This is a genomic window from Bacillus sp. HNG, assembly GCF_003400205.1.
In the GTDB taxonomy this organism is placed as follows: domain Bacteria; phylum Bacillota; class Bacilli; order Bacillales; family Bacillaceae_L; genus Ferdinandcohnia.
The window spans coordinates 140,864-164,381 of sequence record NZ_QUQV01000001.1 but is presented as its reverse complement, the minus strand read 5'-3'; the positions used below and the strand labels follow the sequence as shown (position 1 = coordinate 164,381).

Below are 23,518 nucleotides of genomic sequence, written 5' to 3'. Positions count from 1 at the left end.
AATAAACCTAAAAACCAAATTTAAATTTGAATTAGGTATTTGAATAAGAGGAAAGACCTCGACCGATGACGTTTGCAGAAATAGGCTTTTTTCCGATTTCCCTTGCCCAAATGGATAATTGTCCGACATGGTGAATTTCATGGGCAATGATATGTCGCACGATTTCCCCCCAGGTATCCGTTATAATTTTTCCGTCAGGTAGTGTATCGTAAAATAAACGATTTTCCATGTTCGAATCCCAGTTGTTTACGAATCTTTCTACCTCAACATGCAGTTTGGCATCTAATTCTCGAATCTTAATTAAGCTATTATAATCATTGAAACTCTCTTGAAAGTCCGGTTTACCTTGTATAAGACGTATCCAGCTCCACTCGACATCAACAATATGGAAGAGTGTATGCAATATACACCCCACTCCACCCGTTCGATTTTGCAGAAGTTCCTCATCACTTAATTCTTCACACCAACGATACCACTCTTCTCTTACCATCCAGTTATATTTAAAAAACATTTGCACGAAAGCGACCTCCCGTTTCTAGAAAATTATTGAACTGTTAATAAACTATAAAAATATTTATTCGTAAATATTACCAATTCAACAAATAAAGGATGATTTCCTCCTTTATACATCACTTCTTTAATCAAAAAAGCCACACGGAATTAATCCGTATGGCTTAAATTGGTAATCACACAAAATCAGTCATATTTGTATCTGGATTTGAACCGATTCTGTCATTTTTATTTAGTGCACTGATTTTTTCCATGTCTTCTTGTGTAAGTTCAAAGTCAAAGACATCCGCATTTTCTTGAATTCGTTGTTCTTTAATCGATTTTGGAATGGTTACAACTTCGTTTTGAAGATCCCAGCGTAAAATAACCTGTGCAACGGATTTATTGTATTTTTGGCTAATTCCTACAAGAGTTGGATCATTTAGTAATTCACCGCGCTTAAGTGGAGACCACGCTTCTAATTGAATTCCTTCTTTTTTACAGAATTCATGTAATTCTGTCTGTGTCAGATGTGGATGGTATTCAACTTGGTTTACCATAGGCTTAATCTCAGAATTTTTGATAAGATTTTCAAGATGATGAACATGGAAATTACTTACGCCAATCGCGCGTACACGTCCGTCCTTGTATAGCTTTTCAAGGGCATGCCATGTTTCAATATACTTGTCTTTACCTGGCCAGTGGATGAGATATAAGTCTAAGTAGTCAAGACCTAGTTTTTGTAGGCTTGTTTCAAATGCTTGTAGTGTAGATTCATAGCCTTGGTCACTGTTCCAGACCTTAGATGTAACAAACAACTCATCTCTGTTAATACCGGACTCTCGAATAGCCTGTCCTACACCTTCTTCATTTTTATAGACAGCAGCCGTATCTATACTTATATAGCCGTGCTTGATTGCCCATTTTACAGAATCAATGACTTCTTGCCCCTCTTGCACTTTAAAAACTCCTAGGCCAAACCATGGCATTTTGACACCATTATGAAGGGTCGTTGTATCTTGAAGACTTTTTACCATATGTATCCTCCTCGTAATTGAAAGATTTACCATTAATAGTTTCTCACACGATTAACAATTTTTCAAATAAGAAACATGTGCTTTTGACAGCACATGTTCGAGTTAATTACACTTCCCAGTATTGGCGTTCTTTACGATATTTAATAAAGGATACTGTCAATGTTAAAGTAACTGCTATTACTGCATAGCCAAGTAAAATGGCTAGATTAAACATTCCGTTACCAAAATCATTGAGGGTAATGAGTGATTTTAAACCTTCGATAGAATACGTGAATGGTAGGTAGCTGCTTAATGCCCTTAATCCATCAGGGAGCATTTCAATGGGTAAGTTTGCCCCTGTAGTTGATAACTGTAGAACGACTAAAGCAAGGGCAACAAAACGTCCGATATTTCCTCCAATCGCTGTAAGGAACATGACAATAGCTGAAAAGACGATACTCGTAAGCATTGTGAAAATAATGAATCCAAAGAGATTTGACACACTTAGTTGTAGGATGAGCAAAACGACAAATAATAAAAGAACCGCTTGAGCAATTGCTAATGATGCAAGCTTTGCGAATTTTACAATAAACCATGTCATGCCTGAGACATTTGCCGGTTTCTGAAAATCAATAAACAACGACATGATTAATATTCCCACAAATAATCCAAGTGTAATGATATAAGGTGCAGTTGAGTCACGATAATACTCGTATCCATTCACTTTTCCATTTGTGAGTTCAACAGGTGAAGAGAACATTTCAACATTTTTTTGCCCCGTGTTGATATTGCTCGTTTTTTCTGCTCCATCTCTTAAACCGGTAGCTAACTCTTCACTACCTTCATTGATTTGTTTTGCTCCATTATTCAATTCTGTAGTTCCCGTTGCTAATGTTTGCCACCCTTCCTTAACAGCCATATTACCGTAGGAAATTTGGGAAGCTCCATTGTCTAGGGCTGCTACCCCATTTGTTAATTCACTCCACCCACTTCTTACTTGTGTATTTCCATCGGCTAGTTGTCTAGCACCAGCTTCTAATTGTGTTGCTCCAGCCACCACCTGCTGCTGACCTTCAACAAGTTTGTTTAACCCCGTGTGGAGTCGATCAATCCCAGGTGAAATACTGTCACGTAAGCCAACTGCTATTTGATTAGCTCCATCCGCTAATCCTTCAGACGATACAGATAACTTATCTAAACCTTCAGAGATTTGCTTAGCGCCATCGATAATCTGCTGATAATATGGGCCAACTCGTACGGTCGGATTAACCATCCGATACTGTTCCAATCCCTCAATTAACTCCTTTGCTCCCGCCGCGAGTTGCCCTGAACCATCACGAACAGCAACTGTACCATCTGCTACTTTTTTGCTTCCTGGAACGAGTCGTCTATCAATTCCTGTTTTGAGATCCTCACTCCCTTTTTCAGCCTGGACTAAACCATCAAATATCTGGTTAGTGCCATCTTTTAATGTGACAGTACCTGCATGAAGCTCCTTTGAGCCATCTGAAAGCTTCGAAATATCTCCTGACTTCTCCTTGAGAGTTTGCAATAGTAAGGCCGTTCCAGTTTTTAATTCTTGAGTGCCATCAGCTAATTTTGTAATATCACCCATTTTTGCTGTAACGGATGTGTTTAATTGTGCAGTTCCATTATGTAGCTGTGTTGTACCATCAGCTAGCTGCTTTGAGCCATCTGCTGCTTTTTCGAATCCGTCTGCTACCTCATCAAGACTTGCAAATACTTGCGAGGTATATTCAGCAGTAATCTTATTTGCCAATTTTTCTCGAATTTTTTCGATTGCACTATTGGTCACCTGTGAAGCCAAAAAGTTCAAGCCTTGGTTTTGAATATACTCTAACTCAAGTTTTGTAGGGGCAGGTTCCATGACTGTTGTTACTCGATTTGAGAAATCCTCCGGAATAACAATGACCATATAGTAATCATTGTTTTGGAGTCCTTTCATTGCTTCAGTGGAAGTTACAAAATCCCACCCTAAATCTTCACCCGCTTTAAGTTCGTCTACTAAATCATCTCCTACATTTATCGGTTCATCTCCTGACACTGCACCTTTGTCATTGTTCACAAAGGCCACTGGCAAGTTGGATAAATGGTCATAAGGCCCCCATGTCGCTGATAATAAAATGCCTGCATATACAATGGGAACTAATAATGCGGCAACTACGGATACAAGAATCGCCTTATTCGCTTTTAATTTTCCGAATTCGCTAGAAAGCAATTGCTTCAAATTCATTGTTCAACCTCCAATTCAATTTACCGAAAAACTGAACGACCATTCATTACCTCTTTCTAATACTCATAATATTACGAATTATTAGTAAAAAATAGCAAAAACTTGTTCAGGATGTAAAATTACGAAAAATGGAGTATAGAGAGGATAACAATGGTTGTAGTCCTTTTGGGGATGTAGGAGTAAAAAGAATTTGAAAGTACTAGAACAAAACATCATACATTTCTTTGCAATAAAAAAGAGAGGTTCACTCCCTCTCTAAATCCAGTTCTTATTTTGATTTTGTTTCAATATCGTCATCCTCAAGGATGCCTTTTGTAGCCTTTTTAAATTCTCGAAGTGTTGTTCCAGCTGCCTTTCCGAGCTCAGGCAATTTTTTAGGTCCGAATACAAGCAACGCAAAAAAGATAATTAATAATAATTCTCCGAAACCAAGGTTTCCCATAATCATTCCACCCTAAAACGAAATGTATTGCAACCTTATTTTATTCCTCTTATGTTATTTTTTCAATTCAATTTTTTAGTTCTCCTACTTAAACCAACCTTTTTCTTTTGACTGTGTGATTGCTTCAATACGATTCTTCACTTCAAGCTTGTCTAAAATAGTAGAAATATAATTTCGGACAGTGCCAGTTTTAATTCGCAGCTCGTCGGCAATTTCCTTCGTATTTTTCCCATCAGCAACAAGTTCGAGTACTTCAAGTTCACGATCCGTTAACGGGTTTTCATCAGCATATAAATCATCCATTAATTCAGGAGCATATACACGTTTACCACTCATCACACTACGAATCGAATCAGCCAATTCGTCACTAGGACTGTCTTTTAAGAGGTAACCCTTCACACCAGCTTTTAGTGCACGTTGAAAATATCCAGTGCGGGCGAAAGTAGTTAAAATGATTACTTTACAGTCCGTTTTTTTAAGCTCCTCAGCAGCTTCAAGTCCTGTTTTCAAAGGCATCTCAATATCCATCATACAAATATCAGGTTGAAGCTCCTTTACAAGCGAAATCGCTTCCTGCCCATTATTAGCCATACCAACTACTTCCATATCATCCTCTAAGTTTAAAAGTGAGCCTAGTGCCCCGAGGACCATTCTTTGGTCTTCCGCAATTACGATTCGAATCATAAGAGTCCCTCCACTTCGACCTGTTTACGTACATTTGGAATATGAATGATTAACGTTGTTCCATCATTCGTTCTAATATCGAGGCTTCCATTTACAAATTCTAAACGTTCCCTCATTCCTTGTAATCCATGACCATCGTTCACATCTTTATCTGGAATGATCCCAATCCCATTGTCCTTAATCACTAATCGGATCTCTTCTTCAAACTGGGTGATTTCTATTGTACACTGAGTTGCTTTACTATGTTTCACCACATTGTTAATTGCCTCTTTTATTAACATACTAATGATATTCTCGTAGAATAATGATATATCCTTTAACGATTCATTCACTATATACTTAAATTCAATATCAGCTGCACGCAGTATTTCTTTTACACGGGCAATTTCTTCACTAATACGAATACCCCTCATTTGGGATACCATTTTTCGAACTTCATTTAATGCTGTCCTTGCGGTTTGCTGGACATCGATTAATTCATGTCGTGCTTTATCTGGATCTTTTTGTATGAGTTTCCTTGCTAAGTCACTTTTTAGACCAATCATGGAGAGTTTTTGTCCTAATGTATCATGTAGGTCACGTGCAATTCTTTGCCGTTCTTCTTGTTTTACCAATTCGGCAATTCGTTTGTTAGCATCCTCAAGTTGTTCTTCTAACTTCTCTTGTTTCTTTTTATTATAAATATTAAAAGGCAACAGAATAACGCTAATCCAAATAATGATGTTAAATGGCAATTGGGTTATAAACACCTCATCCTGAATCACGAGATTATAATTGATCGAGAATGTTGTGGCTATAAGGTGTATGATGTATAACGTTAAGAAAGCAACCCGATTTTTAATATGTCCATTGTAATATGCAATATAGAAAGCAAAATAAATAAAGGCAAAAAGTATGGACATGGTTAACGAAATACCAATTAAGATTGAAGTCCATAAATAAACGGGCCATGTTTTCGAGATAAAAGCAAATCTTAATGAAAGAAAGAAAATGACCGTTAGGATAAGTCCAGCGATAATTTCAGGTGTCGATGATGATTGAAAGATAAAATAAAACGGTAGTATACTCATGACTGCCCAAATATAAGGTGAGACTCCTGACCATTTTTGAAAAAGTGAATATTTCTTCATAGGATATACCCTCATTTTATTCGTGATTATTCTGTATCATATCATATTAACCTACAGGAAAACCCAGCTTATTTTTCTAAGCTGGGAATTTCTTTTACATTCTTTTGGTCTGCAACCATTTCTTTTATTTTACCATAGCCTACAAAAACTTTTTCGTCTTCATCCCATAATCGGAATTTAAGTGATTTTAAGCTTGTTTTTAACGTAATCGTTGGTACATGCTGTAGTGGAGCTGTCTGGTTGTGCACTTCTTCAAGCTTGTAATTCGGAACTCGCGGACTGAGGTGATGCACATGGTGATAGCCGATATTTCCTGTTAACCACTGTAATGGTTTGGGAAGCTTATAAAACGAACTACCTTCTACGGCAGCCTTTACATATTCCCAATTTTCATCTTCCTCAAAATAGGAATCTTCAAATGTATGCTGAACATAAAATAACCATACACCTGCAATTCCAGAAACCATAAAAATCGTTCCTTGAACAATTAGAAACGACTGCCAGCCAATTGTCCAACATAAAATAGTGGCCAGACCTACGATTCCTACATTCGTTATATAGGTGTTGAGACGTTCATTTTTTCTCGCTTTTCTTCTGTTAAAACGATTTTCAATTAAGAACACAAAAATTGGTCCTAAAATAAACATAACAAACGGATTACGGTAAATTCTGTAGCAAAGACGCTTCCAAGTAGATGCTTCCATGTACTCTGCAACCGTCATTACCCAAATATCACCCGTTCCACGTTTATCTAAATTTGAGCTAGTGGCATGATGGACGGAATGGTCATGTCCCCATTTACTATAAGGAAATAATGTTAAGATCCCAAAGATGGTACCAATGATTTTATTTGCCTTCCGATTTTTAAAGAATGAATGATGGCAACAGTCATGGAAAATGATAAACATCCTAACAAGAAACCCTGCTGCAATCACTCCAAATACAAATGTCAAGACATAAGAAATATTTAATGAATAATATGCAAGTACCCATAATCCAAGATAGGGAATTAATGTGTTGAAAAGCTGAAAAAGACTAGCCTTAAAGTTTGACTTTTCAAATGGTGCAACTTGTTTTCGTAAACTTCGCTGATCTAATTTGTTCATATCATCTTTCCTTTCTTTTTTCTCGTTTCATATTTTTTAATTTGAATTTAAAAATAATAAGGTATTTTGCTGACAAAATGTCAACAAGTGTTTTTTACATTTTTAATGTTATAGGAGAAAAAAGATTTCCACTAGACATAGGTGTCATGTGAATTACATGATAAATGTCATATGTCGTTACAAATATTTAAAATATACAAAAAATTAACATTCTAAATGGGCTAAACTCCAATTTTTATGCTATAATTAAAAAACAGAATATTTAAACTAATACTCTTGTGAAATTTTTTTCTAAAAGGAGGAAATCTATGTACAAATTAAAAGACAAAGAGAGGATATTTATTTATACCGGTCCAGATGGTTCTGGTAGAAAAACATTAGGCAAAATGGTTGCTACTGCATTTGATATGCAAACCGTTCCCTCATTCACAACTCGAAGCCCCCGCCCTTTTGAAAACAACGGAGAAGATTACCACTTTGTAAGTAAAGAAACCTTTCAACAAATGATGCAGCAAAATGAATTTCTAGAGAGTGTTGAGATTGATGGACACTTTTATGGAATACGTGAAATTGACATAGTAAACATCTTTAAGAAGTATAAGGTGGTTTACTTAACACTCAACCCAGAAGGGGCTGACCTATTGAAGCAAATGTATGGAGATAAAGCGATCCGAATTTTTGTGTATGCTGATCGCGATACGGTACATGAACGCCAAAAAGAACGCGGGGATAGTGTTGAAGATATTGAAAGGCATATGAACCATTATGATGAAACAATGGATTATAAAACTTCATGTGAGCACATCTTTGAAAACTACGACCTACCTCAAGTCTCTTATCAGATTAGTGAAATGATTGAAACTTATCTAGATCGACAGCTAATTGCTGATGACTATTAACATGTAATGCCCCAAGCGAAGAAACTCTTGGGGCATTAAAATTATGATTATAGACTATTAAATGCTTCTGTAAGTACTGGTACAACCTGTTTCTTACGAGAAACCACACCTTTTAATTCTGCTGTTTTGTTTAGAAGTGTAACATTAAATGCTTTTTCTACTGCAGTTGTTTTCTCACCCACCGCAAGTCCAACAGAGTCATTGTTCAAAATATCAGTAATAACAAGTAAGAATAAATCAAGTCCGTTATCATTGATTTGTTGATTCATTACTTCTTCAAGCTCGCTTTGTCTTGAAAGTACGTCCTTTGGATCAACTACGTTTACTTGAGCAATTTGAACTTTGTTTTCATTCATTGAGAATTCTTTTGAATCTAATGAAACCAATTGTTCGGCCGTTTTATCACTAACATTTGCACCGGCTTTTAACATTTCAAGACCATAGCTTTCAGCGTCAACACCTGCGATTTCTGCTAATTCACGTGCTGCTTGAACATCTTCATCCGTACACGTTGGTGATTTGAATAATAGGGAGTCAGAGATGATCGCTGATAGCATCAAGCCAGCAATCTCTTTTTTAATTTCAACATTGTTTTCTTTATATAGCTTGTTAAGTATAGTTGCTGTACAACCAACTGGCTCTACACGGAAATACAATGGATCACTTGTTTCGAAGTTAGCAACACGGTGATGGTCGATTACTTCTTTGATTTTTACATTTTCTAGTCCGTCTGCACTCTGTTGACGTTCGTTGTGGTCCACTAAAATAACCGATTGAACTTCATTACCTACATTTTCCACTAAACGTGGTGCTTCAGCTTTAAAATAATTCAATGCGTATTCGGTTTCACTGTTTACTTCACCTAAGCGCACAGGCTCAGCATCTAAACCTAGATTCTTTTTTAGTTCTGCATATGCAATTGCTGAACAGATGGTATCAGTATCTGGATTCTTGTGGCCAAAAACTAGTACTTTTTCCATTTTGCATTACTCCTTATTGCTTAATATGTATGATGTACTCTCTCATTTTACACAAAGATTGGAATGGATTAAACAATTTTGGACATATTTATTCATTTTCATCTTCTAAATGTTCTTTACAAAACATATTCACGGCTATTTCTTCATCTTCTTCAAGCTCAAAATCAAGTACTTTTTCAGTACCTCTTTCGTAAAAATAATATTGGGCAATTCGTTCTCCCTTCTGATCCACTGCATAAATCACTTTTAATTCTATTCCATTTTCAGAATATAGTTCATCATCCACTGGAACTTCGATATCCAAAAAGAACTCATAGCGATCACCTTCTAAGATTCCCGTTGGATCATTTAATTTTTCGACCGAATATCCGGTAATATTCATCCTTATATTGCCACCCTTCTTAATGATTACAATCCGTACCTATTATACACATTCTTTCCTGATCCGTGAAAAAGTTTCTCATCTTAAGACTAAATTTTCAATACAACTAAAAAAGGTATTCCAAAGTTTTGGAACACCCATATGATTCTTAAAAACTACCATGGAAACATTCTTCTGCGCTCATTTTCTTGAGCACCTTCTTCATGATCGTGATTACGTCTGTGGTCTTCAACACCACCTACATCATCAAAGTCACGTCTTTTATGTCTTCTTTTGTCATTTGTTTCAATGATAATTACCTCATCAGCATTGATAATTACTCTGTCTGCATTGATTACTTGGCGTCTTCTATTTTCACTTCTATTTTCACTCATGTCGGTTTCACTCCCTTCAAGCTTATACATTAAAATATGGGAAAGTGAACGACTTGATTGGACGCGTATGACAGGACATTTATCTATTTTTAACATGGATTAATGGGATTTTAATTCATAGGACACACCGAATCCAAATAGAATAATAATAATCCCAGTCGCAAAGGAGTTGTCGTCGAATGGCAGTAATGAATAGAATGGCATTATTTTTTGTCGTACTTTACTCCGGCATTATTTTGATGAATACGTATTTAGGGGAAACAGAACGAGTACAATCAAATGTGGTTATTTTTGTATTAAACGGATTTGCATATATTGTAACTGCGATTGAAACGGAAAGAGAAAAGCAACAGCTTGTCGAAAATCGTTCAACATCGTAAAAAACGACCGCTTCGTGATAAAGCGGCCGTTTTTTTATTTAACCTGCACGTAATTGGGCATCAAACCTATACTGATTGAGGTATTAGTTTATGAAAGTAATGCACGGTCATTTGTCAGCTTTGCACCCCTAATTCTTTGGAACTCTTCTAGCAGTCGATCAACAGTCAAATTTGTTTTTTCCTGTTCATCTACTTCTAAAATAATTTGTCCCTTATCCATCATAATCAGACGGTTCCCTAAATCAAGGGCTTGTTGCATATTATGTGTGACCATTAATGTAGTTAGGTTGTATTTCTGCACGATTTCTTTTGTTAAGTTTGTGATCAAGTCAGCACGTGCTGGGTCAAGTGCTGCCGTATGTTCATCAAGTAACAAAATAGAAGGCTCTGTAAATGTCGCCATTAAAAGTGATAGTGCTTGGCGCTCTCCCCCAGATAATAAGCCTACCTTAGCAGAAAGTCGATTCTCTAACCCAAGGTTAAGGGTTTCTAGAACTTCTTTAAAGTAGTCCTTACGTTTCTTAGTAACCCCTTTACGCAAGTTACGAGTCTTATTTCGTGAGTATGCCATGGCTAGGTTTTCCTCAATGGTCATGTTTGGTGCAGTACCCGCCATTGGGTCCTGGAATACACGCCCGATTAGCTTAGCGCGTTTATGTTCAGGTAAAAATGTAACATCTTTCCCAGCAATTTCAACAGCACCTGCATCAGGAATGAGCACACCGGATATTACATTCATTAACGTAGATTTACCGGCACCATTACTACCAATGACAGTCACAAAGTCGCCTTCTTTTAAGTGTAAATTGGTCCAATCAAGGGCAATCTTTTCATCAGGTGTACCTTCATTAAAGATTTTATGAATTTGATTTAAGTGTAGCACTTGACTCACCCTTTCTTTCTGAAGGTACACTATTCATTTGAACTAGTTGTTGTTGTCGTTTCGCTCTTCTGCTTTTTTCTTTTGTTCCTTCGAGTATTTTAGGAAGGACAAGCGCAATGATTACGATAATCGCTGTAATTAATTTCATATCTCCTGGCTGTAGGAACTCCACACGTAACGCAAGCGAAACAACGATACGATAAATGATAGCTCCCCCAATAACTGCAAGTGTTGCCCTTGCAATCGTTTTGGCACCAAATAAGGCCTCACCAATTATAACGGAAGCTAAGCCAATTACGATCATCCCTATACCCATTCCGACATCAGCAAATCCACCTTGTTGCGCGATCAATGATCCCGAAAATGCTACAAGGGCATTAGATAGACCTAGTCCAAGGATTGTCATTAAGTTTGTATTAGCAGAAAAGCTGGAAATCATCTTTTTATTATCTCCCGTTGCTCTAACTGCAAGACCAATTTCCGTACGTAAGAAGAGGTCAATCAATAATTTTATGACAAATGTAACAACAATCATGAATAGCAAGATACCCCATGTTTTAGGCAGGCTATTACCTAAACCAATTGCTGATAATACAGAATTAAAAAATGAATCTAATCCTGATGAAGCCGATACTCCTGATACGTTTGTAAAAGTGGTATCAATATTTAATAATGAGACATTTGATTTCCCCATTATTCGTAAATTTATTGAATATAGGGCGATCATCATCAAAATACCAGATAGTAATGCATTTATTTTTCCAACCGTGTGTAGTAATCCTGTGATACTACCTGCAATAAAACCAGCAACAAGTGCTAGAAGAGTTGCGATAAAAGGATTTACTCCATTTGTGATCAAAATGGCGGAAACAGCAGCTCCTGTAACGAAGCTGCCGTCAACCGTCAAGTCTGGAAAATCTAGTATACGGAAGGACAGGTAAACACCAATTGCCATGATTGCATAGATGATTCCTGATTCAAATGCCCCAAATAATGCCGTAAACATGTTGAATCATCCTTTCTTTTATTGCCCTTCGTAGATCTCAGCAATCTTTTCCCATTCAGGTTTAATTTCAATACCTTGTTCTTCCGCTGCTTTTTTGTTAATGAAAAGCTGTAGGCTATCAGGAAGTTCAACTGGAATTTCAGAAGCCTTCTTCTCACCTTTTAGAATCTTAGCAGCCATTAGTCCAGATTGATATCCAATATCATAGTATTCAAATCCGCTTGCAGCAAATCCCCCTGCTTTCATTGAGTCAAGCTCACCAACGAATAATGGAATATCTTTTTCATTTGCCACTGAAATAATAGAATCTAACGCTTGAACTGCAGTGTTATCAGTTGGAATATAAATGGCATCTACACGCCCAACTAAGCTTTCAGCCGCTTGCTTTACTTCAGCAGTTGTAGAAACGGAAACTTCAACTAATTCCGCACCACCTTGTTCAGCAAACTCTTTTACCTGCTCAACCTGAACGACAGAATTTTGTTCACCAGAGTTATAGATAACACCAATCTTCTTTGCTCCCATTTCCTCTGTTATAAAGTTGATTGTTGTTTTTGTAGCATCTGGATGATTATCTGTTGTACCCGTAATGTTGTCACCTGGCTTGTCAAATGATTCTACTAAGCCAGCACCAACTGGATCTGTGACAGAAGTGAAAATAATTGGAATGTCACTTGTTGCATTAAGTGCAGCCATTGCACTTGGTGTTGCGTTCGCAAAAATCAAATCTACTTTGTTCCCTACAAGGTTTTGGGCAATTGTTGCAGTATTACTTTGCTCTCCTTGTGCATTTTGGGAATCAATTTTTAAATTTTCGCCTTCTTTAAATCCTTCATCTTCTAATGCCTTAATGAAGCCTTCAGTCGCTGCATCTAATGATGTGTGTGGTGCATATTGTGAAATACCAACTACAACCTGCTCTTTGTCATTGTTTCCTCCCGCATCGCCTGATGTGTCATCTGACGAAGCACAACCTGCTAAAGCAAGAAAACCAGCCAATAACACTCCTACAAATTTACTTGAACTTTTCATGCATAATCCCCCTTAATTTTCTTTACACTTTTTGTTTATTCTAGTATTCTATTACTTTACTAGAATAATGTTTTTTGCGCACATTCATTTTACTGCAGTAAAGCAAAAAAGCGTTAATGTATGTCATTGTTTAATCGTTATATTATCACTCTAGGTACATTGCGTCAATTATTTTCTGAACATTTTACACTTTCAGGTTATATTTTTTTTGTAAAGCAAAATACAAATTTTTGTTTTCCTGTGATAATACGTTTTAATTTTTTTTGTTAACAAAGACTAAAAAATATGAAGTTGTGATGGGGGTATTTGCTTGAAGCAATCTGAACAATGGTCTTCAAAAATTAGCTTTATTTTAGCTGCTGCAGGATCTGCTATTGGATTAGGGGCTATTTGGAAATTCCCTTATGTGGCTGGTACTAGTGGTGGCGGCATTTTTTTCATTATTTTTCTTATTTTCACCCTATTAATCGGTTTACCACTTTTATTAGCTGAATTTGTAATTGGCAGAAGCACACAAAAAAACGCTATAGAAGCCTTTAAAGAATTGGCTCCAAAAACAAATTGGCACATCGTTGGCCGTTTAGGTTTCTTTACTAACGCTATATTACTCTCATTTTATAGTGTGGTGGGTGGCTGGATCTTAATTTATTTGGTTAGCGGAAGTATAGGAAGATTGAACGGTTTAACGGAAACAGAGTATGGACGTTATTTTGGAGAAACAATTTCAAATCCCTTCCTCGTAATATTTGCGCAACTTGTATTTATGTTCATTACAATTATTGTAGTTGCTAAAGGGGTCCAATCTGGGATCGAAAAAGCAAGTAAATGGATGATGCCAGCACTTTTCATCCTATTTTTAATCATTATCATACGCTCGATTACTCTTGAAAACTCACTTGAGGGAATTTTGTTTATTTTGAAGCCTTCCCTTTCTTCTTTAACTTCCGAAACGATTCTATTTGCATTAGGTCAATCTTTTTTCGCCCTTAGTGTTGGTGCCAGTACGATGTTAACCTATAGTTCTTATCTTTCGAAAAAGGAAGATTTGGTACAGTCCGCGTTTTCAATTGTGTTATTAAATATACTTGTAACCCTTTTAGCTGGATTGGCCATTTTTCCAGCGGTGTTTGCTTTTGACTTAGAGCCGGACGCAGGACCTGTTCTTTTATTTAATGTACTACCGACTGTTTTTAACAACATGCCATTTGGAATGCTCTTTTTAGTTGCTTTCCTTCTCTTATTTTTATTTGCTACACTCACCTCGGCATTTTCAATGCTTGAATTAATAGTAGCGATTTTAACTAAAGGTAATGTTCAAAAGCGAAAGTTTTACGCATGGATGTCAGGGCTTATTATTTTTTTAGTGGGCGTTCCATCGGCTCTTTCTTACGGGGTACTTAGTGATGTTCATTTATTTGGAAAATCTATTTTTGACCTTGCAGATTACCTTGTAAGTAATATTCTATTACCGATTGGAGCTTTCTTTATATCTCTTTTTATTTCGTTTAAATTTCCACGTACAATTCTTTATAAAGAAATGCAAATGGGCAGTAGCATTCACATTTCTCTGTTAAAGACTTGGTTCTTTCTCATTCGATATGTGGTGCCGGTTGTGATTGCAATAGTTTTCTTGGATAGTTTAGGTGTTATTTAAAAAGGGTGTTCCAGTTTTATTTGGAACACCCTTTAGTCTTACTCTTGTTCTTCTTCGATTTCAGATGGAGCTGCATTTTTCATAACCTTTATTCTCATAATTCGTTTTTCATCCATTTCGATTACTTTAAATGTATGATTTTTGTAGTCAATTTGTGGATGTACATCCCCTGAAGGAATATACCCTAACTGGCCAATTACAAAACCACTTAAAGTATCATATTCATCTGTTGGAAAGTCAATTTTCAAAAGATCCTCAACTTCATATAAATTAATTGTCCCAGCCATAGAATAAGTATTTTCATCAAGCTGGATATATTCTTCGTCCTCAATGGTGTATTCATCGTACTCGTCAAATATATTCCCAACAATTTCTTCAATTAAATCCTCAATTGTAACAATCCCATCTGTCCCACCATATTCATCAATCACAATGGCCATATGGATATTGTTTTTTTGCATTTCCTTAAATAATTCATTAGTATGCTTTGATTCTAAAACAAAATAAGGATCTCTTAGTAAGTCTTTTAAGTTAAAAGCAATGTCATCACAATCATCAACGAATTTTATCAGCTCTTTTGAATGTAAGATTCCCACAATTTGATCAATACTTTCATCATATACGGGAAATCGTGTATATTTCTCCACTGTAACTAGATGAATGATTTCTTTTAATGTGTAATCAAGTGGGATTGCAATAATGTTCGTCCGATGTGTCATGATGTCTGAAACGGTTTTATTATCAAATTCAAAAATATTATTGATCATAAATTTTTCAGATTCTTGTATAGTCCCTCTTTCTTTTCCTACATCAACCATCATTCGAATTTCTTCTTCAGTTACATTTTCATCATCCGCATTTGGATCGACTCCAAATAATCGTACGAGTCCATTCGTTGATAACGTTAATAACTTTACAAACGGTGAGGTTACTTTTGATAAAATCGTTAATGGCCTTGCAGCAATTAAGGAGATTTCCTCTGCCTTCTGTAGGGCAAGCCTCTTCGGTACTAATTCACCTATTACTAATGTGAAGTAGGATAAAATAAGTGTAATGATTATCACAGAAAGAGAATCAATAATACTGGGTGCCACCGGAACACCAATGTCTACAAGCCAGTTTGTTAAGTAAGTAGCAAAGCTTCCGGCTGCAAAAGCACTGGCAAGAAAGCCGGCTAAAGTAATTCCGATTTGAATGGTCGCTAAAAACCGACTCGGATTTGACAGAAGTCTATGTAATAAAATTGCTTTTTTATCCCCACTGTCAGCCATCATTTTTACTTTGTTGTCATTTAATGAAACCATTGCCATTTCTGAAGCCGCAAAAAATGAATTCAACAAAATTAAAATGACAAGGATTAAAATCTCAACTACCATAATATATACCTCCAATGATCAAAAGAACGAACATCATTTTATTAAATTCCCCTTCTCTTATTCCCATTATGCTTATTTTACTATGAGATACGAAATCTGGTGGGAATCATGCTTAAATTTTTTTTACATTTATGTTGACATTAACAAAAATCACCATTATAATTTGTCTTAAAGTAAGATATCTTGAATTCGAGATAAATGATAGTAAAATAATATTTTTATGGAGGAATTAAAAATGGCAAATACTAAATGGGCAGTAGATGCATCACACAGCAGTATTGATTTTTCAGTAAAACACATGATGATTGCAAAGGTAAAAGGTTCATTCGAGAACTTTGAAGCTACAATTGAAGCAGATCCAGCTGACCTAACAACAGCAAATATTGAATTTAAAATCGACCTTACAAGTATTAACACAAAGAATGAAGATCGCGATAACCACCTTCGTTCAGCTGACTTCTTTGATGTTGAAAACCATCCATCAATGACGTTCAAATCAACATCGATTGTTAAAACGGATAATGGTGAATACGATGTAACGGGTGATTTAACAATCCGTGGCACAACAAAACCTGAAACATTCCAAGTTGTTTTTGAAGGTGCAGGAAAAGATCCTTGGGGAAATGAAAAAGCTGGATTCAGCGCAACTGGCAGCCTAAATCGAAGTGATTATGGTTTAGTCTGGAATGCAGCACTTGAAACTGGTGGCGTTCTAGTTGGAGACCAAGTAAAAATTTCAATCGAAATTGAAGCAGCAAAAGCTGAATAAACCATGCAAAGCAGGCCATAATGAGCCTGCTTTTTAATATTCATATAACAATGTAACGATTTTATCTTCAATTGGTTTTCCGTGTGCATCATTCATTAGATTATTCAATAGGATTGAAAAGATCAGATCTTCCCCACTTCTTGTTTTCAAATAGCCTGATAGAGAACTAACCGTTGTGATTGTCCCTGTTTTTGCTTTTACCTTTCCCGCCATCTCTGGATTTTTTAATCGATATCGTAAAGAACCACCAACAAGTCGTTCACTGTTTCCAGCAATCGGTAATGAGTGTAAAAATGTTGGAAACCATTCTTGGTTTTGGGCGGAATAGAGAAGTTTTGAGATATCATTAGCAGAAACCAAATTCACGTGTGAAATTCCAGACCCGTCTCTAATCACCATACTACCAGGGTCAACACCTATCTTTCGTAGTTCTTCCTTCACGACATTTATCCCTTTTTCCCAGCTACCTTCGTCATAACGGACCCGTCCAATCTCCTTAACTAATGTTTCTCCGTGGCCATTATTGCTTAACTTCATAAAAGGAATAAGAAGTTCATTTAATGGAATCGATTTATCTGTTACAAGGAGTGCTGCCTTATCAGGTGTTTTTGCAATGCCTTCCGTTCCCATCACGTGGATTCCCTGCTTCGCTAATGATTGCTTAAATAAATCTAACGCATATGCTGTAGGCTCCCACACGGTCATCCACTCTTGAATAGGTTTTGCCTGAACAGGGATTGTTCCTTCAATCGTAATCACATTCTCCCCATGCTCGCGAATGATAGAAATGTCTTTCTTTTCTTCTTTTTGAACGGTTTTTGTGTTATTGATGATTTTTATGTAATTGCTCGATGGTTGTAAGGAAATTACTGCTTTGGTCCCCGCTTTCTTCCCAGGTGAAACCTCCACAATTATTGTTCCGGAATCATAATCCTTATTTGGAGATGCGGTTAATCCCGAAACAGCTGAACCATAATAATAAGTTTCATCGCTCCAGGTTAAATCCATCGAATACCGCTCATCGTCATACCAAGTATCATCCGCAATTACATTTCCGAAAATCACATCGACTCCAGATTTCTTAATTTTTTTCGCAAGTAAATCCAAATCTTCCTGAAGCAATGTAGGATCTCCTTTTCCCTTCAGATAAAGATTTCCTATTAGTTTGTTTTCTTCGAGTTTTCCATCTGTCAGAATCTCGGTTGAAAATTGATAATTTTCACCAAGAGCCGATAAAGCTGTGGCGGCCGTGATGAGTTTTAAATTCGAAGCAGGTCTAAGCCTGACATCGCCAGCGTGTTGATATAGGATTTCTCCACTTTTTGCTGACCGTACACTTATCCCGGCGATTGCTCCTTTTAATTTCGGTTCATTCATGACAAGCTGATTCAGTTGCACGAACACTTGCTTTTGGCTCGCATTTGCATCTGCTTTTTCTTGTTGTGGCATGATGACAATTACCAACAGCATAATCGCAAACAGAAAATAGTTTCGAGAGCTAATAACTAATTCCTCCTCATTTAGTACTTTTGTACAAGTTTGGAACTATTACCATATTTTACACAAAAACAAGCGTAATATGAAGAACCAAGAAAAAAAGCATCCCTTTGCAGAGATGCTTACTAACTTATAAAAATACAAAATAAATGACAGCCGCTAATACAATGCGGTAAATAGCAAATGGTAATAGCTTAATTTTATCGATTAAACGTAAGAAAAATCGAATTGAAATAAGTGCGAATACAAACGCACTAATGAATCCTGCAATAAATATTGGAAGTGCGTCCACTGAAAAATACTCGATGTTTTTTAAAAGCGAGATACCACTTGCTCCGGCCATAATCGGCACAGCCATGATAAAAGTAAAGTCTGCAGCTGCTCTATGGCTTAATCCTACTAGTACACCGCCTGATATAGTGGCACCTGAACGTGAAAATCCTGGCCATAGTGATAAACATTGAATAAGTCCGACTGTTAAAGCTTGTTTATACGTAATCTGATCGACTGTTTGTGTATTTGGGTGGTTATTGCTATAACGGTCTGCAATAATCATTAAAATAGCTCCAATTACGAGCCCTATTAATACCGTTTCCGTTGTGAATAAATGCTCATCAATCATATCCTCAAATAACACACCTAGAACACCTGCAGGAATTAGTCCTACTATGATATGAGTTAAACGTAGGTGTTTAGCCCCAACGGGTACAATTTTATTTTTTCGATTAAGTCCTAATAAATCAATAAACCTGTCCTTAAACACAACAACAACGGCCAAAATGGAGCCAAGTTGGATGACAACCTTAAATGTATTTGCTGGGTATTTTCCAAGAAATTCCTGTGTTTTTAGCCACATATCATCAACAATAATCATGTGACCCGTTGAGGAAACCGGTGCAAATTCTGTAAGTCCCTCAACCATTCCTAATAGTATGGCTTTTATAATTTCAATAATTTCCATCAGATATAATATACTCCTTTTTCACTTTATCTCGTTTTTGATTTTCTCTTGGTGAAAAATATAACAAGAAATCCAATTCCCGCTAAGGCGATTAATGCATACGTAATATTGGAGTAAATGTCCATGTAGTGAACAATAACATCCCAAGATTCACCAAAAGCAGCGCCTAGCATTACAAGGATTACATTCCAGATTAATGTTCCTAGTGTTGTAAATAAAATAAACATCCAAAAATTCATATTGGACATTCCAGCTGGAATGGAAATCAAGCTTCTAATTAATGGTACCATTCTGCAGAAAAATACAGTCCAATATCCATATTTATCAAACCACGCATCTGCTTTATGGATATCTTCTTTTGTTACCCGTAAAATGCGACCATAGCGGTCAACGATTTTCTCCAAACGCTCCACATCAAGTAAGCGGCCAATTCCGTAAAGAATGATTGCACCTACGACTGAACCAAGTGTTGCGGCGATGATGACTCCTGTCACGGTTAAATTTGTTTTTGTCGTCATAAATCCACCTGCTGTTAAAATAACCTCAGATGGAATAGGTGGAAAGATGTTTTCTAAAGCAATTAATAGAAAAATCCCTATATACCCAAATTGATCCATAAATTCTGTTATCCAGTTTTGCATGTTTACCTCCAAATAAGATGCTATTTCACTAAATCGATAAGCATACTTATTGTAATCTATGTTTGTCCTACTTTAAAGTATTCCTTAAAAATTTTCTTATTCCTGTATTTCCAGTACGACTGGGCAATGATCGCTTCCCATTACGTGCGAGTGGATTTGAGAATCTTTCAATCTGTCTTTTAATTGTTCGGAAACAATAAAATAATCAATTCTCCATCCAATATTTTTTTCACGCACATTTCGCATGTAACTCCACCATGTATATTGATCCGTTACGTCTGGATAAAAATATCTGAAGGAATCAATAAAACCAGAGTTGAGCAAATCCGTCATTTTTCCACGCTCTTCATCGGTGAAACCAGAATTTCCTCGATTCGATTTCGCATTCTTTAAATCAATATCGGCATGTGCGACATTCAAATCGCCACAAAGAACAATTGGCTTCATTTTATTTAAATCAAGGAGATATTCACGCATACGATCTTCCCAGTCAAGTCGATAACCGAGACGTGCAAGATCTCTTTGTGAATTCGGTGTGTAAACATTGATTAAATAAAAGTCGGCGAATTCCAATGTGAGAATTCTTCCCTCATCCTGCTCATTTTCATCACCAACACCATATGAAACGGAAAGAGGCTTTTCCTTCGTAAAAACTGCAGTTCCAGAATAGCCTTTTTTAAGCGCGTAATTCCAATACTGATGATATCCTTCAAGATCTAGTTCAATTTGACCTTCCTGGAGCTTGGTTTCCTGTAAGCAAAAGATATCAGCATCCATTTCGTGAAAATAATCTAAAAATCCTTTCTTTACACAAGCCCGTAATCCATTAACATTCCACGATATAAGTTTCATAATTTTAAAGCTTCCTCTCTATGTTACTCCTCATAAATCATTTTTCTAGTCATTCCGCCATCTACGATAAGATTAATTCCTGTCACGAAATTATTTTTCGGATCAGTTAAATAGAGACATGAATTAGCGATATCCGCTGGTTTTCCGACTCGCTTCGCAAAATGCTGACCGTGATCAACTTCACAAAGTTCCTCATAGTTCCCAGTTTCAATCCATCCGGGTGAAATTGCATTAACGGTAATCTGATATTCTGAAAATGAAGCAGCAAGTGCATGAGTAATCGCAACGATCCCGCCTTTTGTGGCTGCATACCCTTCTGAATGCGGCTCAGACATAATCGCTCTAGTTGAAGCAATATTGACGATTGAGCCACCTGATTTCTTCATATATTTTGCAACTTCTCTCGAACATAAGAATACACTTCGTAGATTTGTATTAATCACATCATCCCATTCTTCAACTGTTACATCGAATGGTGACTTGAATAAATTTTTACCCGCATTGTTTATTAAAATATCAATTTTACCATAAGTTTGATAGGTTTGGTTTACCAATTGGAGGATATCCTGTTCGTTTCTTACATCTGTATTGATAAAAATAGCTTCCGCACCTTGTTTGTTAAGTTCACTTGATAGCTTGTTACCGGCTACAATATCCATATCTGCTAAAACAACTTTATCTCCGTTTTCCGCATAAGCTTTTGCAATCCCTTTTCCAATTCCATTTGCCGCTCCCGTTACGATTACCACACGACTCATTTTACTTCACCAACCTAAAACAAAAATTTAATTTCTACCTCTCCCATTATAATCGACTATAACAATCTGGCAAAATAAAACAGAGATTCATTGGTTCTAAGAATGATAAAATGACGTATGGGGTGATAAAGGTTATGAGAAAAAAAGTGTTGATTTTTCTATTATTGTTATGTAGTCTTCCGGTTTTGCTAAGCTTAGACCCTATCATGTATGACTCCTCTTTTTTTGCCAAATATGAATCCCCAGAAGGAATTCTCTTCCTTAGCTACTCACAAAACTGGAACGAGGTCAAATTAGCAGATTTATATAAAGAATTAATAAAAAATAAACATGGTGATGAAATTAACCTATTGCAGGAAGTTCGAGTAATGGAAGGTCCATCACCTTCAAATCGTATGATTACAGGAATCTATCACCCATTTATAAGTAGCATTACCCTATATAAAGGTAATGAATACAATAGTGCGCGGGAATACCGAGATACATTATCACATGAATACGGGCATCATTTTGCCTATTATTATTTTCCGTCTCATCATTTTCCATTTTCAAAATGGGCAAAACTTAGAGGATTACATGACTTTCCTGTCAACTGGAATTCGTTTTTGAATTATTCAGTTTCGGCTCATGAATGGTATCCTCAGGAAATTTTTGCAGATGATTATGTTCTACTATACGGACCAGCTGATGAGGCAGATCCAGACGATGTCTATACGAATGAAGGTTTCTATATGCGAACGGAGCATGAAAATCAAAATCTAGAAAATATACTTGGTAACGATGATTTACTAAACTTTATTGAGAAACAAACTGGAATTAAGATTGATAAGGACCGTAAATTAAAAACCCCAGTATTGTCATCAGTTTCTGACAACAGTTTGTCTTTTTCGGTGGAGAAAAAGGAAGACGTTGCCTACCGGTTGAATCTAGAAGACTACGAATACTATAAAATTTCACAGGACCAAAGTGGCTTAATTACTTTTTCAAATATTGATTTACCCGAAAATGCTGTAGTTTCTCTAGATGTTCTTGATTTAAACACATCGATTGGCTTTCGCTCAAAAGATATTCGACTACAAGTAGAGGATTAAGATAGAAAATTACCCGCGTTTCATTATATAATAAGAGAAGACGTTGTAGTTATTCTGTAGATAATCTATAGAATTAACTACAAGCCTCCGGCGGATGCCTCAGACATTTCAAAGGAATTTTCAAAAAGAAGATCAAAGACTAAGAACGCCACTTCCTGTGGCAACGTCTTTATGACCCACATCACGTGGACCTAAAAAAATCTGGGCGCAAATACGCCGTGGTGTATTTGATTGAAAGGCGGTAATGACGATCCCGACACCGAGTATGGAAGATTATTTAGAGAAAATTTATTTATCCATTCAGCAAAAAGGCTACGCTCGAAGCGTAGATATTGCTTCTTCATTAAATGTCCTCCCTTCTTCTGTTACAAAGATGATGCAAAAATTGGACGAGGAAGGCTTCGGAATATATGAAAAATATAGAGGATTTGTACTTACAGATAAAGGAACAACAATCGCAAAAAAACTAGTAGAAAAGCATGAAATGCTAGAGGACTTTTTAAAAATGATTGGCGTACAAGATAAAAATATTTATGAAGAAGTCGAAAAACTCGAGCATTATATCAGCAAGGAAACTTCTCTTTGTTTGTCTACTTTAATTGACTTTTTTGAAGAGAATCCTTTAGTTAGAAAGCAATACTTACAATTTCGAAAAGAAAAAATGTAAAGAGGCTGGGACAAAAGGTTTTTAAGCAAAGAAAATTCCGAACTATTATTCGAAATTCAAATTTGAATTTCGTTAGTTCGGATTTTTTCTTTGAGTTTTCGCAAACATTTTTGTTTTTTACACTGTTGATCTGCGCTACAGGCGGACGCTTTCCGCGGGAGTCGCCGCCCTTCGCTTCAATCAACATAGTTTCCA

The 23,518-nt window shown here is 36.4% G+C and carries 25 protein-coding genes; 6 read left to right on the top strand and 19 right to left on the bottom strand.

Annotated features, from left to right (window positions below):
* Positions 1-31: 31 nt before the first annotated feature.
* From DZB84_RS00755 to desA, 7 genes are all read right to left on the bottom strand, one after another.
* The gene (locus tag DZB84_RS00755) at positions 32-517 is read right to left on the bottom strand and encodes a DinB family protein (RefSeq protein WP_116350343.1); all 486 of its coding nucleotides are present in this window, start codon (positions 515-517) and stop codon (positions 32-34) included.
* Between the two features lie 169 nt (positions 518-686).
* Positions 687-1,526, bottom strand: a complete 840-nt coding sequence (locus DZB84_RS00750) for an aldo/keto reductase (RefSeq protein WP_116350342.1) — start codon at positions 1,524-1,526, stop codon at positions 687-689.
* Positions 1,527-1,632: 106 nt separating this feature from the next.
* Positions 1,633-3,759 carry a YhgE/Pip domain-containing protein gene (locus DZB84_RS00745; protein ID WP_116350341.1) on the bottom strand — a complete coding sequence of 709 codons (2,127 nt, stop codon included), beginning with the start codon at positions 3,757-3,759 and terminating at the stop codon, positions 1,633-1,635.
* A gap of 268 nt (positions 3,760-4,027) precedes the next feature.
* Positions 4,028-4,201, bottom strand: coding sequence for a twin-arginine translocase TatA/TatE family subunit (gene tatA, locus DZB84_RS00740; protein WP_309534441.1), 174 nt, complete (start codon positions 4,199-4,201; stop codon positions 4,028-4,030).
* 84 nt (positions 4,202-4,285) lie between these two features.
* Positions 4,286-4,885: a response regulator transcription factor gene (locus tag DZB84_RS00735; RefSeq protein ID WP_116350339.1), complete on the bottom strand. Its 600-nt coding sequence runs from the start codon at positions 4,883-4,885 to the stop codon at positions 4,286-4,288.
* Positions 4,882-6,015, bottom strand: coding sequence for a sensor histidine kinase (locus DZB84_RS00730; RefSeq protein WP_116350338.1), 1,134 nt, complete (start codon positions 6,013-6,015; stop codon positions 4,882-4,884). Before DZB84_RS00730 ends, DZB84_RS00735 begins: the two co-directional genes overlap by 4 nt.
* 68 nt (positions 6,016-6,083) lie before the next feature.
* Positions 6,084-7,121: a Delta(5) desaturase DesA gene (gene desA / locus DZB84_RS00725; protein WP_116350337.1), complete on the bottom strand. Its 1,038-nt coding sequence runs from the start codon at positions 7,119-7,121 to the stop codon at positions 6,084-6,086.
* Positions 7,122-7,429: 308 nt separating this feature from the next.
* On the opposite strand from desA, the gene DZB84_RS00720 reads away from it, so the two are divergent.
* The gene (locus DZB84_RS00720) at positions 7,430-8,020 is read left to right on the top strand and encodes a guanylate kinase (RefSeq protein ID WP_116350336.1); all 591 of its coding nucleotides are present in this window, start codon (positions 7,430-7,432) and stop codon (positions 8,018-8,020) included.
* 47 nt (positions 8,021-8,067) lie between these two features.
* Here the strand turns inward: DZB84_RS00720 and DZB84_RS00715 are convergent, their stop codons facing one another.
* The 3 genes from DZB84_RS00715 to DZB84_RS00705 all read right to left on the bottom strand — a co-directional run bounded on the left by DZB84_RS00715 (position 8,068) and on the right by DZB84_RS00705 (position 9,756).
* Positions 8,068-9,000: a manganese-dependent inorganic pyrophosphatase gene (locus tag DZB84_RS00715; protein ID WP_116350335.1), complete on the bottom strand. Its 933-nt coding sequence runs from the start codon at positions 8,998-9,000 to the stop codon at positions 8,068-8,070.
* Between the two features lie 88 nt (positions 9,001-9,088).
* The gene (locus DZB84_RS00710) at positions 9,089-9,382 is read right to left on the bottom strand and encodes a DUF6509 family protein (protein ID WP_116350334.1); all 294 of its coding nucleotides are present in this window, start codon (positions 9,380-9,382) and stop codon (positions 9,089-9,091) included.
* A 155-nt stretch (positions 9,383-9,537) separates the two neighbouring features.
* Positions 9,538-9,756, bottom strand: coding sequence for a hypothetical protein (locus tag DZB84_RS00705; protein WP_116350333.1), 219 nt, complete (start codon positions 9,754-9,756; stop codon positions 9,538-9,540).
* A 179-nt stretch (positions 9,757-9,935) separates the two neighbouring features.
* On the opposite strand from DZB84_RS00705, the gene DZB84_RS00700 reads away from it, so the two are divergent.
* The gene (locus DZB84_RS00700; RefSeq protein ID WP_116350332.1) at positions 9,936-10,136 is read left to right on the top strand and encodes a hypothetical protein; all 201 of its coding nucleotides are present in this window, start codon (positions 9,936-9,938) and stop codon (positions 10,134-10,136) included.
* An 88-nt stretch (positions 10,137-10,224) separates the two neighbouring features.
* Here DZB84_RS00700 and DZB84_RS00695 read toward each other — a convergent pair whose 3' ends face one another.
* The 3 genes from DZB84_RS00695 to DZB84_RS00685 are packed head-to-tail and all read right to left on the bottom strand — an operon-like array spanning position 10,225 to position 13,057.
* Entirely contained in the window at positions 10,225-11,019 is a 795-nt protein-coding gene (locus tag DZB84_RS00695; RefSeq protein WP_116350331.1) for an ABC transporter ATP-binding protein, read from the bottom strand.
* Positions 10,994-12,025 (bottom strand): ABC transporter permease, encoded by a 1,032-nt coding sequence (locus tag DZB84_RS00690; protein WP_116350330.1) that lies wholly within the window; start codon positions 12,023-12,025, stop codon positions 10,994-10,996. The genes DZB84_RS00695 and DZB84_RS00690 overlap by 26 nt, the downstream gene beginning before the upstream one ends.
* Positions 12,026-12,043: 18 nt before the next feature.
* A complete protein-coding gene (locus tag DZB84_RS00685; RefSeq protein WP_116350329.1) occupies positions 12,044-13,057 on the bottom strand; it encodes an ABC transporter substrate-binding protein in 1,014 nt (337 codons plus the stop codon).
* Positions 13,058-13,367: 310 nt separating this feature from the next.
* On the opposite strand from DZB84_RS00685, the gene DZB84_RS00680 reads away from it, so the two are divergent.
* A complete protein-coding gene (locus tag DZB84_RS00680) occupies positions 13,368-14,711 on the top strand; it encodes a sodium-dependent transporter (protein WP_116350328.1) in 1,344 nt (447 codons plus the stop codon).
* Positions 14,712-14,749: 38 nt separating this feature from the next.
* On the opposite strand, the gene DZB84_RS00675 is transcribed toward DZB84_RS00680, so the two are convergent.
* A complete protein-coding gene (locus tag DZB84_RS00675; RefSeq protein WP_116350327.1) occupies positions 14,750-16,087 on the bottom strand; it encodes a hemolysin family protein in 1,338 nt (445 codons plus the stop codon).
* Between the two features lie 235 nt (positions 16,088-16,322).
* On the opposite strand from DZB84_RS00675, the gene DZB84_RS00670 reads away from it, so the two are divergent.
* Positions 16,323-16,856, top strand: a complete 534-nt coding sequence (locus tag DZB84_RS00670; protein WP_116350326.1) for a YceI family protein — start codon at positions 16,323-16,325, stop codon at positions 16,854-16,856.
* 33 nt (positions 16,857-16,889) lie between these two features.
* Here DZB84_RS00670 and dacB read toward each other — a convergent pair whose 3' ends face one another.
* From dacB to DZB84_RS00645, 5 genes are all read right to left on the bottom strand, one after another.
* A complete protein-coding gene (dacB, locus tag DZB84_RS00665) occupies positions 16,890-18,305 on the bottom strand; it encodes a D-alanyl-D-alanine carboxypeptidase/D-alanyl-D-alanine endopeptidase (protein ID WP_223254351.1) in 1,416 nt (471 codons plus the stop codon).
* Between the two features lie 178 nt (positions 18,306-18,483).
* A complete protein-coding gene (locus tag DZB84_RS00660) occupies positions 18,484-19,314 on the bottom strand; it encodes an undecaprenyl-diphosphate phosphatase (RefSeq protein ID WP_116350324.1) in 831 nt (276 codons plus the stop codon).
* A gap of 26 nt (positions 19,315-19,340) precedes the next feature.
* Positions 19,341-19,955: a DedA family protein gene (locus DZB84_RS00655; protein WP_116350323.1), complete on the bottom strand. Its 615-nt coding sequence runs from the start codon at positions 19,953-19,955 to the stop codon at positions 19,341-19,343.
* A 96-nt stretch (positions 19,956-20,051) separates the two neighbouring features.
* Positions 20,052-20,807, bottom strand: coding sequence for an exodeoxyribonuclease III (locus DZB84_RS00650; protein WP_116350322.1), 756 nt, complete (start codon positions 20,805-20,807; stop codon positions 20,052-20,054).
* 23 nt (positions 20,808-20,830) lie between these two features.
* On the bottom strand, positions 20,831-21,565 hold the full coding sequence (locus tag DZB84_RS00645; protein ID WP_116350321.1) for an SDR family NAD(P)-dependent oxidoreductase: 735 nt from the start codon (positions 21,563-21,565) through the stop codon (positions 20,831-20,833).
* Between the two features lie 134 nt (positions 21,566-21,699).
* On the opposite strand from DZB84_RS00645, the gene DZB84_RS00640 reads away from it, so the two are divergent.
* Together DZB84_RS00640 and mntR are read left to right on the top strand one after the other, a co-directional pair.
* On the top strand, positions 21,700-22,656 hold the full coding sequence (locus DZB84_RS00640) for a hypothetical protein (protein WP_116350320.1): 957 nt from the start codon (positions 21,700-21,702) through the stop codon (positions 22,654-22,656).
* A gap of 244 nt (positions 22,657-22,900) precedes the next feature.
* Positions 22,901-23,323, top strand: a complete 423-nt coding sequence (mntR, locus tag DZB84_RS00635) for a transcriptional regulator MntR (RefSeq protein ID WP_411266249.1) — start codon at positions 22,901-22,903, stop codon at positions 23,321-23,323.
* Positions 23,324-23,518: the final 195 nt, after the last annotated feature.

Bases quoted from the DNA above. Each gene is read 5' to 3' on its own strand.
- DZB84_RS00645 (WP_116350321.1), bottom strand. From the start codon at position 21,565: ATGAGTCGTGTGGTAATCGTAACGGGAGCGGCAAATGGAATTGGAAAA.
- DZB84_RS00660 (WP_116350324.1), bottom strand. From the start codon at position 19,314: ATGGAAATTATTGAAATTATAAAAGCCATACTATTAGGAATGGTTGAG.
- DZB84_RS00690 (WP_116350330.1), bottom strand. From the start codon at position 12,025: ATGTTTACGGCATTATTTGGGGCATTTGAATCAGGAATCATCTATGCA.
- DZB84_RS00705 (WP_116350333.1), bottom strand. From the start codon at position 9,756: ATGAGTGAAAATAGAAGTGAAAATAGAAGACGCCAAGTAATCAATGCA.
- dacB (WP_223254351.1), bottom strand. From the start codon at position 18,305: ATGCCACAACAAGAAAAAGCAGATGCAAATGCGAGCCAAAAGCAAGTG.
- DZB84_RS00735 (WP_116350339.1), bottom strand. From the start codon at position 4,885: ATGATTCGAATCGTAATTGCGGAAGACCAAAGAATGGTCCTCGGGGCA.
- DZB84_RS00670 (WP_116350326.1), top strand. From the start codon at position 16,323: ATGGCAAATACTAAATGGGCAGTAGATGCATCACACAGCAGTATTGAT.
- tatA (WP_309534441.1), bottom strand. From the start codon at position 4,201: ATGGGAAACCTTGGTTTCGGAGAATTATTATTAATTATCTTTTTTGCG.
- DZB84_RS00650 (WP_116350322.1), bottom strand. From the start codon at position 20,807: ATGAAACTTATATCGTGGAATGTTAATGGATTACGGGCTTGTGTAAAG.
- DZB84_RS00720 (WP_116350336.1), top strand. From the start codon at position 7,430: ATGTACAAATTAAAAGACAAAGAGAGGATATTTATTTATACCGGTCCA.
- DZB84_RS00685 (WP_116350329.1), bottom strand. From the start codon at position 13,057: ATGAAAAGTTCAAGTAAATTTGTAGGAGTGTTATTGGCTGGTTTTCTT.
- DZB84_RS00700 (WP_116350332.1), top strand. From the start codon at position 9,936: ATGGCAGTAATGAATAGAATGGCATTATTTTTTGTCGTACTTTACTCC.
- mntR (WP_411266249.1), top strand. From the start codon at position 22,901: ATGACGATCCCGACACCGAGTATGGAAGATTATTTAGAGAAAATTTAT.
- desA (WP_116350337.1), bottom strand. From the start codon at position 7,121: ATGAACAAATTAGATCAGCGAAGTTTACGAAAACAAGTTGCACCATTT.
- DZB84_RS00715 (WP_116350335.1), bottom strand. From the start codon at position 9,000: ATGGAAAAAGTACTAGTTTTTGGCCACAAGAATCCAGATACTGATACC.
- DZB84_RS00640 (WP_116350320.1), top strand. From the start codon at position 21,700: ATGAGAAAAAAAGTGTTGATTTTTCTATTATTGTTATGTAGTCTTCCG.
- DZB84_RS00655 (WP_116350323.1), bottom strand. From the start codon at position 19,955: ATGCAAAACTGGATAACAGAATTTATGGATCAATTTGGGTATATAGGG.
- DZB84_RS00750 (WP_116350342.1), bottom strand. From the start codon at position 1,526: ATGGTAAAAAGTCTTCAAGATACAACGACCCTTCATAATGGTGTCAAA.
- DZB84_RS00710 (WP_116350334.1), bottom strand. From the start codon at position 9,382: ATGAATATTACCGGATATTCGGTCGAAAAATTAAATGATCCAACGGGA.
- DZB84_RS00730 (WP_116350338.1), bottom strand. From the start codon at position 6,015: ATGAAGAAATATTCACTTTTTCAAAAATGGTCAGGAGTCTCACCTTAT.
- DZB84_RS00745 (WP_116350341.1), bottom strand. From the start codon at position 3,759: ATGAATTTGAAGCAATTGCTTTCTAGCGAATTCGGAAAATTAAAAGCG.
- DZB84_RS00675 (WP_116350327.1), bottom strand. From the start codon at position 16,087: ATGGTAGTTGAGATTTTAATCCTTGTCATTTTAATTTTGTTGAATTCA.